Consider the following 15384-nt stretch of genomic DNA (forward strand, 5'->3'; position numbering starts at 1 on the left):
GTCCTGGCTGGGCCGAGGAGCGCAGAGACAAGCGGATCAGGGCCGGCGTTGTCTGAGCCGAAGGCGAGTTTAGCCGGACCCCGCTTGGCTCGAGCACCGCAGGTTGCCCGTAGCGCAGCGGAGGGACCCAGACTGCGGGTCGCCTTTCTTTTGGGTACTTTTCTTTGGCGAAGCAAAGAAAAGTGCCTCGCCCGCCGGGGCGAGACCCGGCCAACTGAACTAAGAAGAGGAAGGAGGAGGGTGAGGAGGCAGAGCGCGCCAGCCGGAGCAAGACCCGGCCCAGAACCTCAGGCCAAAAACTTCATATCCCGTAACCACGCCGCCAAGCGTTCGGCAAAAACCTTATACCCCTCGGCATTCGCATGAATCTGGTCCGACCGCAGCTCGCTGCGCGACAGCACATAGGACCAGCCGCCGCTGTACAGCGGCGTGCCGGTTTCCTTTGCCACCTCGGCATACACCTCATGGTCGCTCAGCGAATTCGTGGCGGCTGCGATGAACGCCGGTTTGGGCTGGGCGATCAGCACCACCTGGGCGCCGGCGGCCGCCGTCTGTACCAGGCTTTTGAGCGCGGCGCGCGTGCGCTCCAGCGGCAGGCCACGCAGGAAATCATTGCCGCCTATCGATATCAACACCAGGCCGGGCGCGTTCTCCTGTAGCAAGCCGGGCAGGCGCGCCAGCGCGCCCTCGGCCGTGTCGCCGTTGACGCCCGCGTTCTTGGTCACGTAGCCGGTCAGCTGTTCGAGCTGCTGCGGGTAACCGGTGCCCACCGCGGCGCCGTAGCCAAAGGTCAAGGAATCGCCCAGGCACAGCAGCACGGCTTCCTTGGGCAGGGTCTTGCCTTGCGGTTTGGCTTTTTTGGAGCAGCCGGCCGCCAGCGCGAGCGCCGAGGCCGTGCCGGCCAGCAGCAGCCGGCGTTGAAGCATGAAAGAGGAGGGGTGACGAGTGGGCATGAACTTCCCTGGTGCGGCGGTGATACGCGGATTCTGCCAGCGCTTGACCTGCATCAAGCGCGCACACGCCCAGGCCTTTTAAAGTCCGGGGTTTTCCCAACGCGGCGTTGCGCCGGCCTTCTTATGCCCATTGAACTCTACCGCGACAGCCGCCACGCCTGCCTGATGTTCACCGACCTCGTCGAAGAGGACAACCAGGCCGTGCAGGCCAACCAGTTCCTCATCGTGGACAACGGCACCGGCGCCGTGATAGACCCGGGCGGCAACCTGGCCTTCAATGAGCTTTTTCTCGGCATGTCGCGCCACTTCAGCCCGCAAAAGCTGTCCTACATCATCGCCTCGCATGCCGACCCCGACATCATTGCCTCGCTGGACCGCTGGCTGACGTCCACGCCGGCGCAGCTGGTGATCTCGCGCGTGTGGGAGCGCTTTGTGCCGCATTTCACCAAGGTCGGCAAGACCGACCAGCGCGTGATCGGCGTGGCCGACGGCGGGGGGCGATTGCCGCTGGGCCGCAACGAGCTGTGGCTGCTGCCCGCCCACTTCCTGCATTCCGAAGGCAACTTCCATTTCTACGACCCCGTCAGCCGCATTCTTTTCACGGGCGACCTGGGCGTTTCCATGACTTCGGGCCGTGACGCCCAGGTGCCGGTGAGCGACCTCAAGGGGCATTTACGCCTGATGGAGGGTTTTCACCGCCGCTACATGGTGTCCAACAAGGTGCTGCGCCTGTGGGTGCGCATGGCGCGCCAGCTCGACATCCGCATGCTGGTGCCGCAGCACGGCGCGCCGCTGGAGGGGCCGGCCATAGGCCAGTTCTTCGATTGGGCCGAATCGCTGATGTGCGGCATAGACCTGTTTGACGACAGGCATTACCAGTTGCCGACCACCGCCATCCCGGTGCCGGAGCGCGCGGTGAGCACGGCCTAAAAAAAGCCTGCCGCTACGCCGGCGGAGGTTCGCCATGGGCCTGTAGCTGGCGGCGCACATAGTCCACATGCTGGCGCAGCGTATAGACCCGGTCCGAGAAATCCAGCGCGAACTTCATGTGGCTCACATCGTGTTCTATCTTGTCCAGCCTGGCGGTGGCCTCGGCGATCTCCGCGGCATTGAGCCGGCGTGAGGTGAGGTCGCGCTCCATCTCCAGCAGCGCGCCATAGCGGCGGTAGAGGCGGTTCTTTTCCTTGAACTCAAACAGCCTGGGCACAACGCGAAACACCGGGATCGCGATCGCCACCAGCGGCAGCAGCACCAGCAGCAGGCGCTGCAAGGCGTTGGCCGCCCAGTAGGGCAGGTAGCGCTGCAAAAACGGCCGGCCGTCCTTGTAATAACGCGCCGCCTCGTCGGCCAGCGGAAACTCCGTGGCCCGCGGGTTCGGGAACTCGCCCGGCTTGTTCAGCAGCGTGGGGCCCCGGTGCACCTCGCGCGCCGCCTCCAGCAGCAGATAGGCCAGGGCCGGGTGCAGGTCCTTGTGGATCACCAGGTTGGCCGTGGTCGTCAGCAAGGTGATGTCCTGTCGCGGGCGGTCCTGCGCCGGGTCCACCGAGCCGGCCTTGAGCGTGACCAGCGACAGATAGGGCAGGCGCCGCGTGAGGCCTTCGGCGTGCTCAATCGACACCAGGTGGGCCTCATCCTGGTTGCCCAGCAGCATCTGCACTGCCGGTGTTTGCGGCGCGCCTATCAGGAAAAGCGCGTCGATCTCGCGCGCCAGCAAGGCCTTGGCCGCGGCCACCCCGCCGCCCGTGCCCAGCGTGGCATTGGCCGGCGTGACGCCATAGGTTTGCAGCAATTCCAGCGACACCTTGCGCGTGCCGCTGCCTTCCACGCCGACGGCGATCTTTTTACCCGCCAGCGGGCCCAGGCCCTTGCTCAATGTTTTGGCCAAGGCTGGCGAAGCGAACATCCAGACCGGCTCGTAACCCACCACGCCCAGCGAACGCAGCGGCGTGCTTGACTCCGGCTCCTGCGAATCCAGCTGCAGCAGGCCCAGCCCGCCCTGCACAAAACCCACAGGCGTGCCCGCGTTGAGGCGCTCCAGGTTTTGCACCGCGCCTGTCGAGGGCATGAGCTCCAGCGTCACGCCGTTGGCATTTAAATAGCTTTGGTACTTGAGCGCGAACTGGTGCGCCGCGCCCTCCACCGCGCCCGTGGTCATCTGCACCTGCCGCGGCGGCGCGGGCAGCAGCGAGCGCGAGAACATCGAGAGCAGCACCGCGAGACCCGCGATGATGGCGACGGCGATCAAAAAGGTCTGTTTGCGGCTCAGCGAGGGGATGATCAGCATGGGTGCAGTCTAACCAACAGACTGCACGCCGCAAGGACGAAGGGCGAGCCCTGGCCTAGCGCAGATTCGCCTTGACCCATCGCGCAATATCCGCCGCTCCCATCGCGCCCGCCTGGCGCGCCACCTCGCGGCCGTTCTGGAACAGCGCCAGTGTGGGAATGCTGCGGATGTTAAAGCGCGCGCCAAGATTGGGCACGGCCTCGGTGTCGACCTTGGCCACGCGCACCTGCGGCTCCAGCTGCGCGGCGGCCTGTTCGTAGGCCGGCGCCATCTGCCGGCAAGGCCCGCACCAGGGCGCCCAGAAATCGATCAGCACCGGGATCTGGTTGCGGCTGATGTGTTTGTCAAAAGCCGCTTCGTCGAGCGCGGCTGAATGGGCCACAAACAGCGCTTTTTTGCAGCTGCCGCAGTTCGGGTCGCTGGCCAACTGGTCCTCGCGCACGCGGTTGGTGGTGTGGCAATGGGGACAGACGATGTGGAGTGGGTCGGGCATTTTCTGCAATTGGGGATGGGCGTAGGGCATTTCAAGCGTCGCGCGTGCTGGCCCGCACCCTGGAAAAACCATGGCCAACCGCGGGTAAAGGCTGGGAAGCTGTGCCTCAAGACGGGTGCTTCGCCTACGCGCGCCGGCTTTTCGCGGGAGAACAATCGAAACTCTTCACCACGAAAGATTGCCATGATCAACAAAACCTTGATGGCCGCACTGGCTGCGGCGTCCCTCGCCTTCGGCGGGCTTGCGATGGCCAAAGACCATGGCGACGACCACGGCAACAAAGGCGGGCGCGGGCATGGCCACCACAAGGCCGACAAGCACCATCGCCACGGCCCGCCGCCGCACGCGCAGGCCGGCGGGCGCGGCGCGGGCCCCGACCATAATTTCTACCGCGGCGGCCGCCTGCCCGTGCAGTACCGCGACCGCGGCTACTGGGTGGACGACTGGCGCGGCCACCGCCTGAGCGCGCCGCCACCCGGCTACCACTGGGTGCAAACCGGCGGCGACTATGTGCTGGTTGCCAATAACACCGGGATCATTTTCCAGATCTACCTGGGCCAGTGACAGGCCGCTAAACTAAAGCAGGAGGGGCCGGCGTCCGGCCCTGTTTCAAGTTGCAAGGAGCGTACTGAATTTGAAACCGCCACAGATGCATCGCCAGGCTTTTCCGCGTGCAGCCCTGCTTGTGGGGGTGCTGGGCCTTGCCTGCCTGCTCACGGCCTGCGTCAGCACCGTCAAGTCCTTCCCGCTGCAGGAAAAGTTCGGCTCCACCGCCACCTACTCGCGCCTCTTCGACGCCAGGCCCGAGCAGACCTGCGAGGCCGCGCGCCGCGCGCTGCTGAGCCAGGGCTACATCATCAACACCGCCAGGGCCGACCTGGTCGAAGGCCAGAAGAGCTTCCAGCCCGAGGCCGAGGCGCATCTGCAGATGGTGATACGCGTGGTCTGCGCGCCCGAAAGCGCCGACGGCAAGATCAGCCTGGGTTTTGTCACCGCGCTGCAGGACAGCTACCAGCTCAAAAAGAGCAACAACTCCGCCAGCCTTGGCGTGGGCGCCATAGGCTCGGTGTCCCTGCCTTTCTCGTCGAGCAACGAGTCCATGGTCAAAGTCGGCAGCGTCACGATTTCATCGGACGCGTTTTACGACAGCTTTTTTGAGCTGGTCAGCCGCTACCTGGCGACGGTCGATGATTTGCCGCTGAGCCAATAGGCGATATGCCGCGCGACCTGTAAGCGCTGCTACATCCTGATACTGCGGCATGCGGCGAGGTAAACAGGAAGTAAAACCCCGGCTTCATTACATCCGCCCTACCTGCGCATTACACGGCCTTGACCTTGGGCCTCCACGATGAAAGCACTGAAGCACCACAAGCCTCTTAAGCCGGTGCTTCGGAAAGCAAGTTTCCTCCTCAGGGCTTGCCGGTTCATTCATTGAGCAAAGGAGACCCCATGACATCGAAACTCTTGACCGCATCACTTCTGGCCACCGCGCTGGCCGCAGGCCTGGCCGCCGCACCGGCCATGGCACAGCCGCAAGGTCCTTACGCGCCTTCTTACCCACCCCAGGTGGTCTATGCGCCGGCTCCGCAGACGCCGGGCATAGACAGGGCGCAGCAGGCCGTCAGCGAGCGCATACGCGAGGGCTTGCAGTCCGGCCGTATCACGCCCTCGGAAGCACGTGTGCTGTACCGCCGCGACAGCGAGATACAGAACCGTGAAGCTGCCTACAAGGCCGACGGCCGCGTCACGCCGCAGGAGCGCCAGCAGCTGCGCGCCGACATGGCCCAGCTCAGTGCCGAAGTCGAGCGCGCCATTGCCAACAACCGTACCGTGGCCGTCGCTTACCCGGCCGACAGGCTGGGCGCCATCGACAGCCAGGAGTTCAACATCCGCCAGCGCATTGACGAAGGCGTGCGCAGCCATCGCCTGAGCCTGCGCGAAGCCGGTCGCTTGCAGGCGCGCGAGCAGGCGATTGAAAACCGCGAAGCCGCCTACCGTTCCGACGGTGTGGTGACCCCGCAGGAACGCCGCGACCTGCGTGCCCAGCTGGGTGCCCTGCGCGATGAAGTCGAGCGGCTGATCAACCCGCGCGGTTAAATTCCCGAAGCCGCAAGAAGAAAAAAGGCCAGCGCATGCGCTGGCCTTTTTTGATGGAAGTGCGGAAAGTGATCAGGCTGCCTTGGCGCGGCGGAAAGCCGAGCTGCGCTTGGCAGAGGGCTTGCTGTCGCCGGCAATCTTGCCCACCAGTTCGGCGCTCTTTTGTTCGATCTGTGCAGCCAGCTTGCTCAAAGCCAGTGCGCCAGGTGCGGTGGCCTGGGCCAGGGTGTTCAGCGTGGTCACGCCGGTTTTTTCTTCAAACAGGCTGGCGTTGGCGGCGGCGCGTTCCACACCGGCTTCGGCCACTTTCACAAGCTGGCTCACGACTTGTTCGGCGCCGCTGGTCGTCAGCAGCAAGCCTTTGGTGTAGTAGGCGCTGAAGGCGGCCTGCGCGGCCGAAGCGTTCTTCGCGGTTTCAGCCGTCAGTTCGGTACGCGATTGTTTCAGGGCCTGGTTCCAGCGCTGCTCCAGCAGGCTGACCACACGCTCACCGCCGGCGCGGTAAGCCTGGATGACGTTGAGGGCGGTATTGCCGTAGGACTCGATCAGGTCGTTGGCAACGGTGGAGAGGTTTTTGGCGCTCATGGTGTTTTCCTTGTTTAGGGCTTTAACGATGGGTTTATCTTGCCGGGTTTGGCTAGTGAGGGCGACCTAGTTGGTTAGAGAGGGGTATCCAGAATGACTCCCTCTCCCCCTCTCCCACTGGGCGAGGGACCTCGCGCTCAGGCCGGCAAAAACAAGGCCGGATCAACCATGGCACGGTTCAGCATCACGCCCCAATGCAGATGCGGCCCGGTCACCCGGCCGGTCGCCCCCACCGCGCCAAGCCGCTCACCGGTTTTGAGGGTGTCCCCCGGCTTCACGTCAATCGCGCTCAAATGGCACATCATGCACAGCAAGCCGCCGCCATGGTCCAGCCACACCGTGTTGCCGTTAAAAAAATAGTCGCCCGTGTCTATCACCCGGGCCGGCAGCGGCGCCAGCACCGGCGTGCCGGTGGCGGCCGCGATGTCCATGCCGCTGTGCGGATTGCGCGGCTGGCCGTTGAACACGCGGCGCAGGCCGAAGGAGCTGGAGCGCCGCCCCGGCACCGGCACCCGCATGCGCAGCGGGCCTTGCGGCAGCGGCTCGCTGAAGGTGGCCATCACGGCCTCCTGGTGCGCGCGCTCGCGCTCGTAGCGCGCCAGGTCTTCGGGCGACAGGTCCACCGTGCGCGGCTCGACCTTGAGATGCTGTTCGCTGTAGCGCTTGGGCGCAATGGTGTAAGCGATATCGCGCCGGCTGCCGTCGGCGGCCTGCGCCGTGATGCTGGCTTCGCCGGGGGCGGCCGAAAGCGCAATGCCTAGCAGCGCCGTCCATCCGGCCGCATCGCCCAGCACCAGCAAAGGCAGCTCACCCGCAAACGCCAGGGGCCGCTGCGCGGCCGGGCCCAGCGGCAGCCATGCCACGCCGCCGGGCACCTGCGAGGTGCGCGGCCAGGGGCCGTCGGGTGAGGGTGCCGCCTGGGCCAGCAAGGAGGCGGGCAGGGCACAGCCGGCCGCGGCGGCCAGCAGCACGGCGCGGCGGCTCAGGTGTGAAGGAATCGTGATCGGTGAAGAGGGGAAATGCATGGTGCCATTATTGCGGCGTCATGGTGATTTTTCCCTCGCGCACATAGTCGTCGAACTGGATGCGCGGGATCGCCGTCACCGCAGCCACGCCATCGCCGGCATCCCAGCTCAGCGTGGCGCTGTCGGGCTCCAGCGCGACTTCAATGCGCACACGCGGGATTTCAATCGGTGCACCGTCACCCGGTGTGTAGGTCACGTCACCGGTAATCATGGCGAACTGGGGCATGGCTGTCTCCTGGATGGGTGGGTGGGGAAAGCGGGCGGTCACAAACACAAAACAAGCCCGTACGCTTTGATTTGAGCAGCGATTTCCCCAGGCTCTTGTAGGCGAACAACCACTTTGCGCCACGGCGGCTGCAATTGCTTGCAATTGGGGACAAATTACGCAACCAATATGTTGCATAAACGGATTTCCCAGTGCAAAATAAACGCAACCAGGAGATTGCATATGACTTCATCCACCGACCGCATCGAACGCAGCGTCCACATCAAGGCCGCGCCCTCCAGGGTCTGGAAGGCGCTCACCAACGCCGAGGAATTCGGCAGCTGGTTCGGCGTGGCGCTCAAGGGCAAGAGTTTTACCGCCGGCCAGCAGGTGCAGGGCCACATCACCATTGCGGGCTATGAACATGTGCTGTTCGACGTGTCCATTGAACGTGTGGAGCCTGAAACACTTTTTTCCTACCGCTGGCACCCCTATGCGGTCGACCCGGCCGTCGACTATTCCAAAGAGCCCACGACCCTCGTGGAATTCACCCTCAAGGCGGTGAACGGCGGCACCTTGCTCCGCGTGGTCGAATCCGGCTTTGACAAGATCCCCGTGGCGCGCCGCGACCAGGCCTTCCGCATGAACGACGGCGGCTGGCAAGGCCAGATGGCTAACATCGAGAAATATGTCAGCTCGTCCTAAAAGCAGTTCAAAGCCCGCCGAAACACCGCCCTCGCCACAGCCCGGCCCCGCGGGCGTGTTCGCCGCCCTGGGTGATGAAACCCGTTTGCGCCTGGTGGCCGTGCTCTGCGTGGGCGGCGCGGTCTCGATTTCGCAGCTGACCGCCACCACCGACATCACGCGCCAGGCCGTGACCAAACACCTGCATGTGCTGGCCGACGCGGGCCTGGTGCACCATGTGAAAGTGGGGCGCGAGCGGCTGTGGCAGTTCGACCCGCAGCAGCTCGACGAAGCCCGCCGCTCGCTGGACCTGATTGCCCAGCAGTGGGACCAGGCGCTGGGCCGCTTGAAAGCGTCGCTGGAAGCCGAGGAGACATGACCATGCCCGCACACAAGATTTTCAAGATGGCGTTTGCCAAGGTGTATCCGCTCTATGTCCAGAAGGCGGAACGCAAAGGCCGCAGCAAAGAAGAAGTCGATCAAATCATTTGCTGGCTGACGGGCTATGACAAAAACGGCTTGTGCCGGCAGCTTGACCAGCTAAACGATTTCGAAACCTTTTTTGCCCAGGCCCCCGCCATGCACCCGAATGCCTCGCTGATCAAGGGCGTGGTCTGCGGTGTCCGTGTCGAAGAAGTTGCCGACCCGCTGATGCAAAAAATACGCTACCTGGACAAGCTGGTGGACGAGCTGGCCAAAGGAAAAGCGATGGAAAAAATCCTGCGGGCCTAGGGCCGGCCCCACACCAGCCACCGCAGGAGCGCTCGAATCGGTACGCCGACCTGGTGGCGGCAGGATGTTTGCCGCCTCACCGGGCCGTCAGGCACCGGCTTGCAGCGCCGCCGGGTTCGGCCCGGCAGGTGCCTTCGGTGCGCCGGCCCGGATCCGTCGCACGCCGGCTTGCCCGGCCGCCAGTCGGGCGGCGGCCGATGTGCCCAGCGCGGGTTGCCAGCCGTGCGGCACGATCAACACATCGCTGCGCGCGTCATCGCCGGCCGAGAAGCTCACGATCCGGGCTGAGACGCTCTCGAACATCAGGTCGGAGAAAGCAGAGGCCGGGTGCTTGCCCACGACGATCAAATCCGAGCCGCTGTGTTGCTGTTGCACCAGAGCCTGCAACGAAAGGTCTCCGCGCCCGATGGCCGACCGCACGCGGTTGCGTCTCGCGTCGTAGGAGTCGGTGAGCCACACCATCCGGTCCCGTGCGTAGCCCAGGCACTGCTCGCGGTAGACCCTGATGTCGCGCTCCGAAACTTCGGCCTGCCTCAACTTGCGTTCGTTGATCGTGTTGATCGCGTGGAAGAGTTCGACCGGCGCTGTCTTGCTGATTGCGCAGCCCACGTCCACCAGGGAACGGGAGGCTGGCGAGAAATCGACCGCGACAAGCAGCTTGCGGTAAGGATGCTCAGCGCGGCGGCGCGCCAGCAGCACCGGGCGCTGGGCGCTGCGCAGCAGTTCATCGACGGGCTGGCCCAGGAAGAAGGCCCGCAGGCTGCGCACCCGCGCGGCGCTCCACACCACCAGGTCGGCAGCGCTGGCCTCGGGCAAAAGCTCCTGGACGGTGTGGGAAAGGCGGCTCACGGCACGCACCTTGATGCCGTGCACCTGCGCAAGCTGCCGTGCGTGCTGCTCAAGCCGGTTTGCCGCATCGGCCGCTGGCGTTTCTTTGGGATGGCCCAGGTAGGCCAGGGTGAGCACGGCGCCGTGCTCGGCGCTCAGCAGCGCCGCCCGGTCCATCGCATGGGTTCCCTGATGCGAGAAGTCGGTGACGGCGAGAATGAAACGAGGGGACATGGGGGAACTCCTTTCTTTTTTGAGAAACAGCGGATGGCGGGTGTGAATGGATCAGCGGGTGTAGTCGCCGCTAGCTTCGGGTTGGTACTGGATGGCCGCGATCTGCGCGGCGCAGCCCTCGCCGTGGGGCGTGAGCCACCTGGCGGTGTCGCCGGCCCTCAAGCCCAGCAGGCTGCTGCCCACGGGCGACAGCACGGAGATGAGGCCGGCGGCGGGCTCGGCGTCGCCGGGGTAGCAGAGGGTGAGGACCTGGCGGTGGTGCGTGTGCGCATCCACGATTTCCACGCGCGAATTCATCGTCACCAGGTCGCCGGGCGCGGTGCGGGCGCTTGTCACCTCCGCGCTTTCGAACCAATCGGCCAGGTGGCCGGGGCGCTGCTGGCTCAGCAGCTTGCTGAGGCGGGCGTAATCAATGTCGGTAAGCGTGCGCTCGCCGTGAACCATTGCATGCATGGCTGCACTCCATCAATGCGGACGCCGGCTGTGAAAGGCGTTCGCGAACGCGCTGGGCGGGTGCCCGGCGGTGGATGGTTGCGCTGAAAAGGAGGGAGCGGACCGCCGGGCTTAGGAAAGTGCTGGCGTCTGCTGGCGACGCAAGGAGCAAATGAAGAGGCGGGTCATGTGTGGATTTTAGGCCGCAGGCAATAACCGCACACTTCTTGCCAGATTGAAGCCGGCCAGGGGCCGATGTGTGGCTCCCTTACGAACTTCGGCCCCAGACCAGCAGCAAATTATTGGCCGGCATCGCATGCCGCTCCAGTAAGCGCAAGCCGGCGCGTGCGGCCTGCTGCTCCACATCTTCCCTGCGGCGGATTCCCCAGTCCGGGTCTTGCGCGCGCAGGCTCTGGTCGAATGAGAGATTGCCTTCCGACGTAGGTACATCGTCTTCCAGATACGGCCCGTAGGTCACCATTACACCGCCGTCCGCCAGGTGGCGCGCGCCGCCTTGCATCAGCGCGGCGCAAGTCGCCCAGGGCGAGATATGCAGCATGTTCGCGCAATAGATCAGGTCAAACTTCGCATCGCCCGGCAGCCATTCGGGCGCCATCACGTCAAGCACCAGGGCAGGGCGCACATTGTGTAAACCCTGCTCGGCCACCCAGGCCGCAATCGAATCCGGCGCGGCCGGCATGGCATCCGTGGGCTGCCATGTCCATTGCGGCAGGCCCGCAGCAAACCAGGCGACGTGCTGGCCTGTGCCTGAGGCGATTTCGAGGGCCTTGCCTTGCACGGGCAGGACCTTGAGCAGAACATCAAGAATGGGCTGCTTGTTGCGGTCTGCCGCGGGGCTGAAATTGGGTTGTGGCATGGGGTGATTAAACCCCAGGCCTCTTTCTCTTGGCGCCCTCTCAAGCGAAGTAGCCGCCGTCCCGTATGTCCGCCAGCAGTTCCGCCTCCTGCGGCTGCCACCCCAGCGAACTGCGCGTCAGCGCGCTCGACGCCGGGTTGTCGGCCGCAACAAAGCGCGTCAGCCACTCGAAGTGGGCCGGTGCTTCATCGGCGCTGATGCTGCGCACCGGCACACCCAACCCCGCGCCCACGGCTTCGGCAATCGTGCGCAGCGCGAGGCCTTCCTCGGCCACGGCATGCAGGTGCGTGCCGGGCAGGGCGCTTTCCAGCGCCAGCCGGAAGAGGCGTGCCGCGTCCAGCCGGTGTACCGCCGGCCAGCGGTTCGTGCCCTCGCCGATATACGCCGAAAAACCCTTGCGGCGCGCAAATTTCACCAGTGCCGGCACAAAGCCATAGTCGCCCGCGCCATGCACCGAAGGCGGCAGCCGGACCACACTCGCGCGCACACCGCGGCCGGCAGCGGCCCCCATCAGGGCCTCCGCGCCGGCGCGCGGGTTCGGCGAGTCCGCGGGAACCGCTGTGTCTTCGGTCGCGGGGCGCGCGTGGGCCAGCAGCATGGTCACCGAGGTTGCAACAAAAGGCCTGCCCGAGCCTTCCAGCACACCGGCCAGTGCCTTGATCGCCCGCCTGTCCATCTCGGCTGCCGCAGCGTGGGCTGAAAAATCGTGGTGGAAGGCCGTGTGGATCACACCGTCGCAGGCCTGCGCCCCCACCGCCAGGCTGGCTGTGTCCGCCAGCTCGCCCCTGTGTGCCGCCGCCCCCGCTTTCAGCAGGGCATCGGCCGCCGCGTTGCTGCGCGCCAGCCCCAGCACCTGGTGCCCTGCGGAAAGCAATTCACGCACAATCGCGGACCCCACAAAACCCGTCGCTCCCGTCACAAAAACACGCATACTGAACTCCTGAAAAAATGAGTCCCGATAATCCGCCCTCCATCGAATTGGCAAAAGCCGTGAGCGTATACAGGTATGAGCACTAACACCCTGCCGGCCCAGCCTCTCTCAGCCCAACCTTTACCGGCCCAGACTTTGACGCTGGGCGGTTTCCTGCGAGACCGCCGCGCACGCCTGCTGCCCACGCCCGAAGCCGCAAGCCGGCGCCGCACGCCCGGCCTCAGGCGCGAGGAAGTCGCCACGCGCGCCAACGTCAGCGTCACCTGGTACACCTGGCTGGAGCAAGGGCGCGGCGGCCCGCCTTCGGACGAAGTGCTGGAGCGCCTGGCCCGCGCGCTTGAGCTGGACAGCGCCGGCCGCGAGTTCATGTTCCTGCTGGCCCAGCAGCGCCCGCCGCCGCTCAAGCCCAGGTCTTCAGCGGCGGTCACACCCGCGCTGCAGCGCGTGCTCGATGCCATGCCCACCAGCCCGGCCATCGTGAAGACGCCGGCCTGGGACATCGTGGCCTGGAACGCGGCAGCCCTGGCCGTGCTGGCCGACTACCCCGCGCTGGAGCCCGGCGAACGCAATTTGCTGAGGCGCTTGTTCTGCACCGCCCGCGTGCGCAAGGGCTTGCCCGACTGGGAAACCGACGCACGCTACGCCGTCGCATCCTTTCGTATCGACGCGGCACGCGCCGGCGACTGCCCCGAAGCCGCCGCCCTCGCAGCCGAACTCCAGGCCAGCAGCGCGGACTTTCGCCGCCTCTGGGCCGAGAACGAAATGCGCAACCACTGGATAGGCCGCAAACAGATTGAGCGGCCCGGCGTCGGGGCCATCACGCTGGAGTACCAGGCCTTGGCCATCGACAGCTCGCCCGGGCTGAGCCTGATGGTGTTTACGCCGGTGACACAGGCGGATGTGGAGGCCGTGGCCTTGCTGATGTCGGACAGGGCCGGGCGCTTGAAAAAAGAAAAGCGCTGAAAGCCGGCGAATCGCCAGCCCTTCAATCTCACCTGTGTTTCAGGCCGTTTCGGTTTCAGCGGCGCGGGCTTTTTGCTGCGCCCGCATGATCTGGTGGCGCTGCCAGTAGCTCCCCAGCACCGCCTTGAAGTGCTCTTCCTGCTTGCCCAGGCCCTTGAGCTTGATCGTGCTGGTGCGCGCGCCCAGCATGCCCTTGTCGAAGTGGGTGACGGTGAGCGTGTTGCCAAAACTGCTGTTGTTGAAGGTCATGCCCTTGACCTCGTCCCATGACAGCGGCGCGCCGCCGTCCGCCGTGGCATGCACGCCCTCATAGCTGATGTCAATGCGCCTGTCCTTGCCAAGGTCAAACGACACCGGCGGAAAGTAGCGCAGCACCACGGCGCGCTCTTCTTCGGTGGCCGGCTCATAGCGGTAGGCCAGGCTTTGCTCATGCGCGGCGGCAAAACGCTGCTCGTAGTCTGTCCACAGCCGCTGCTCGATGGCGGCGGCGGTCGATATGTCATCGGCCCAGGTGGTTTGAGGCACGGTGGTCACGATGGCGGCGTAGCTGCCCTCATCCACCTGGTGCTTCACATTGCGCATGCGTTCGGCCAGCGGCGGGTGCGTGTCGTAGGGGTGCGGCACGGCGGCGGTTTTCATGGCCGTCACAAATTCACCTGAGCGGGCATAAGGGTGCAGGCCTTCAGCCACAAAGCCGGCAATGCCCAGCGCGCCGCTGTGCTGTTGCTCTTGCTCAAACAGCTTGCGTTCCACGGTGTTGCGGTAGCTGGAGTAGGCCGAGATCTTGATGAGCGACTGCACGATGGACTGCGGCGCCGTCAGCTTCGCGGCCACCCGGTCGGCGGTGTACTCGCGCTCGCGGCTGTCGCGCGCCAGTGCAAATTCAAACACCATGCGGTACAGGCGCAGCAGGTAGTGCGCCACGATGGTCAAGCCGCCGCTGCGCATTTGCCAGGTGTAGAGGTCAAACTGGTTGAGCTTGGGGCCCAGGGCCGCGCTGCTGCGCGTGTCGCCGCCGCCCAGGTGGGCCAGCTCGTGCGCCAGCACGGCATCGGCCTCGGCGGTGTCCAGCACCCGCAGCAGCGGAATGCTCACAAACAGCGTGCGGCCCGTCAGGGTCTGCCCGGCCACCGTGCAGGGGGTTTCGGTCACGAAAAAGTTGTTGTCGATGCCTGCAATGATCTGGTCCGGCGGGGATGTCTTGACGCGGCCCGCCAGCTGGTGAATGCGATCCCACAGGCGCGGGGCGTCGGCTTCAGACAGCAGCTCGCCTTCAATGGTGTTGCCCCATGGCAATTTTTTGAAGAGCGTGTAGATGGCATAAAAAACCGCCAGGGCCGCCATGATGCCGGCCAGGCCCACCAGCTTGATGTAGTAGCTGTGCCAGAAATAAGCCGTGAGCCAGAATGACAGCCACACCAGCATGGCGCTTTGCAAGCTGACCTCCACCGCGCTGGAAAACGTCATCAGCCGCCAACCCGCCACAAAGCTCGCATACCGCAGGCCGCGGTTGACAAAGGCCAGCGCGCCCAGCACGCCGGCCGCCACCAGCAGCGCGGCTCCGAGGATCAAGGTCCAGAACGCGGCACGCTCGGCCCAGTGAAACCACCAGTGCATGGAATATGCGCTGCACACCTTGTCGTGAAAGACCTGGTTCTCCGGCCCGGTGGCGGCGCAGGCCATCGACAGCCTGTGCGTGTCGTAAAACGCGATTTCGTCCGCCTTCTGCGCCTGCGTCAGGTTTGTGGCGGCATTGATTTGGGAATTGACGCGCTGGATGAAGTCCTTGTCCTCAGACTGCAGCGCGTAGTGCGTGAACACCAGCGTGACCGCCGGAATGAGAAAGAGCGATGCCAGGGTCAGCAGAAAAACCCGCCAGAGGTCGGCGTGGACCGTGCGCGCAGCAGCCATGGGGAACGTCCTTTTGAGTTTTGAATTTGAACCGGCCGATCATACGGGCGGCCATGCGTTTGGCCACTGGGTTGGAGGGCAACAATTCACCAAAACGGGGGCTGTTTCAGTTTGTTTCCAAAGACCTCGCCGGCCTTCGAATCCACCTAT

19 protein-coding genes are annotated in these 15384 nt (G+C 65.0%); 8 read left to right on the forward strand and 11 right to left on the reverse strand.

Features of this window, described 5'->3' with window-relative positions; translation table 11 throughout:
- Positions 1–287 precede the first annotated feature (287 nt).
- Entirely contained in the window at positions 288–953 is a 666-nt protein-coding gene (locus AC1D09_RS18545) for a GDSL-type esterase/lipase family protein (protein WP_477663495.1), read from the reverse strand.
- 123 nt (positions 954–1076) lie between these two features.
- Here AC1D09_RS18545 and AC1D09_RS18550 point away from each other — a divergent pair, with 123 nt between their 5' ends.
- Positions 1077–1883, forward strand: a complete 807-nt coding sequence (locus tag AC1D09_RS18550) for an oxygen-binding di-iron domain-containing protein (protein WP_477663494.1) — start codon at positions 1077–1079, stop codon at positions 1881–1883.
- Positions 1884–1896: 13 nt separating this feature from the next.
- Here the strand turns inward: AC1D09_RS18550 and AC1D09_RS18555 are convergent, their stop codons facing one another.
- Positions 1897–3237, reverse strand: a complete 1341-nt coding sequence (locus tag AC1D09_RS18555) for a TAXI family TRAP transporter solute-binding subunit (RefSeq protein WP_477663493.1) — start codon at positions 3235–3237, stop codon at positions 1897–1899.
- Positions 3238–3292: 55 nt separating this feature from the next.
- Complete coding sequence (gene trxC, locus AC1D09_RS18560) at positions 3293–3730, reverse strand: thioredoxin TrxC (protein WP_477663492.1); 438 nt, start codon at positions 3728–3730, stop codon at positions 3293–3295.
- Positions 3731–3913: 183 nt separating this feature from the next.
- Here trxC and AC1D09_RS18565 point away from each other — a divergent pair, with 183 nt between their 5' ends.
- From AC1D09_RS18565 to AC1D09_RS18575, 3 genes are all read left to right on the forward strand, one after another.
- Positions 3914–4294 (forward strand): RcnB family protein, encoded by a 381-nt coding sequence (locus AC1D09_RS18565; protein WP_477663491.1) that lies wholly within the window; start codon positions 3914–3916, stop codon positions 4292–4294.
- Positions 4295–4379: 85 nt separating this feature from the next.
- On the forward strand, positions 4380–4940 hold the full coding sequence (locus tag AC1D09_RS18570; RefSeq protein WP_477663538.1) for a DUF2242 domain-containing protein: 561 nt from the start codon (positions 4380–4382) through the stop codon (positions 4938–4940).
- 239 nt (positions 4941–5179) lie between these two features.
- A complete protein-coding gene (locus tag AC1D09_RS18575) occupies positions 5180–5827 on the forward strand; it encodes a hypothetical protein (RefSeq protein WP_477663490.1) in 648 nt (215 codons plus the stop codon).
- Between the two features lie 72 nt (positions 5828–5899).
- On the opposite strand, the gene AC1D09_RS18580 is transcribed toward AC1D09_RS18575, so the two are convergent.
- The 3 genes from AC1D09_RS18580 to AC1D09_RS18590 all read right to left on the reverse strand — a co-directional run bounded on the left by AC1D09_RS18580 (position 5900) and on the right by AC1D09_RS18590 (position 7663).
- Positions 5900–6412, reverse strand: coding sequence for a hypothetical protein (locus AC1D09_RS18580; protein ID WP_477663489.1), 513 nt, complete (start codon positions 6410–6412; stop codon positions 5900–5902).
- A gap of 137 nt (positions 6413–6549) precedes the next feature.
- On the reverse strand, positions 6550–7437 hold the full coding sequence (locus tag AC1D09_RS18585; protein ID WP_477701169.1) for a peptidoglycan DD-metalloendopeptidase family protein: 888 nt from the start codon (positions 7435–7437) through the stop codon (positions 6550–6552).
- A gap of 7 nt (positions 7438–7444) precedes the next feature.
- Entirely contained in the window at positions 7445–7663 is a 219-nt protein-coding gene (locus AC1D09_RS18590; protein WP_074577239.1) for a hypothetical protein, read from the reverse strand.
- Positions 7664–7885: 222 nt separating this feature from the next.
- Here AC1D09_RS18590 and AC1D09_RS18595 point away from each other — a divergent pair, with 222 nt between their 5' ends.
- The 3 genes from AC1D09_RS18595 to AC1D09_RS18605 are packed head-to-tail and all read left to right on the forward strand — an operon-like array spanning position 7886 to position 9058.
- A complete protein-coding gene (locus tag AC1D09_RS18595; protein ID WP_477663487.1) occupies positions 7886–8347 on the forward strand; it encodes an SRPBCC family protein in 462 nt (153 codons plus the stop codon).
- The gene (locus tag AC1D09_RS18600) at positions 8331–8705 is read left to right on the forward strand and encodes an ArsR/SmtB family transcription factor (RefSeq protein ID WP_477663486.1); all 375 of its coding nucleotides are present in this window, start codon (positions 8331–8333) and stop codon (positions 8703–8705) included. The genes AC1D09_RS18595 and AC1D09_RS18600 overlap by 17 nt, the downstream gene beginning before the upstream one ends.
- A 2-nt stretch (positions 8706–8707) precedes the next feature.
- Entirely contained in the window at positions 8708–9058 is a 351-nt protein-coding gene (locus AC1D09_RS18605) for a DUF2200 domain-containing protein (protein ID WP_477663485.1), read from the forward strand.
- Between the two features lie 87 nt (positions 9059–9145).
- On the opposite strand, the gene AC1D09_RS18610 is transcribed toward AC1D09_RS18605, so the two are convergent.
- The 4 genes from AC1D09_RS18610 to AC1D09_RS18625 form a co-directional block, all read right to left on the reverse strand.
- Complete coding sequence (locus tag AC1D09_RS18610; protein ID WP_477663484.1) at positions 9146–10120, reverse strand: universal stress protein; 975 nt, start codon at positions 10118–10120, stop codon at positions 9146–9148.
- Between the two features lie 51 nt (positions 10121–10171).
- A complete protein-coding gene (locus AC1D09_RS18615) occupies positions 10172–10573 on the reverse strand; it encodes a GreA/GreB family elongation factor (protein ID WP_477701170.1) in 402 nt (133 codons plus the stop codon).
- Between the two features lie 247 nt (positions 10574–10820).
- Positions 10821–11429 carry a DUF938 domain-containing protein gene (locus AC1D09_RS18620; protein WP_477663872.1) on the reverse strand — a complete coding sequence of 203 codons (609 nt, stop codon included), beginning with the start codon at positions 11427–11429 and terminating at the stop codon, positions 10821–10823.
- 40 nt (positions 11430–11469) lie between these two features.
- Positions 11470–12360: an SDR family oxidoreductase gene (locus AC1D09_RS18625; protein ID WP_477663871.1), complete on the reverse strand. Its 891-nt coding sequence runs from the start codon at positions 12358–12360 to the stop codon at positions 11470–11472.
- 75 nt (positions 12361–12435) lie between these two features.
- Here AC1D09_RS18625 and AC1D09_RS18630 point away from each other — a divergent pair, with 75 nt between their 5' ends.
- A complete protein-coding gene (locus AC1D09_RS18630; RefSeq protein WP_477663870.1) occupies positions 12436–13323 on the forward strand; it encodes a helix-turn-helix transcriptional regulator in 888 nt (295 codons plus the stop codon).
- A gap of 39 nt (positions 13324–13362) precedes the next feature.
- Here AC1D09_RS18630 and AC1D09_RS18635 read toward each other — a convergent pair whose 3' ends face one another.
- Positions 13363–15234, reverse strand: coding sequence for a M48 family metallopeptidase (locus tag AC1D09_RS18635; RefSeq protein ID WP_477663869.1), 1872 nt, complete (start codon positions 15232–15234; stop codon positions 13363–13365).
- Positions 15235–15384: the final 150 nt, after the last annotated feature.

This window comes from Polaromonas sp. P1_A2 (assembly GCF_056406895.1).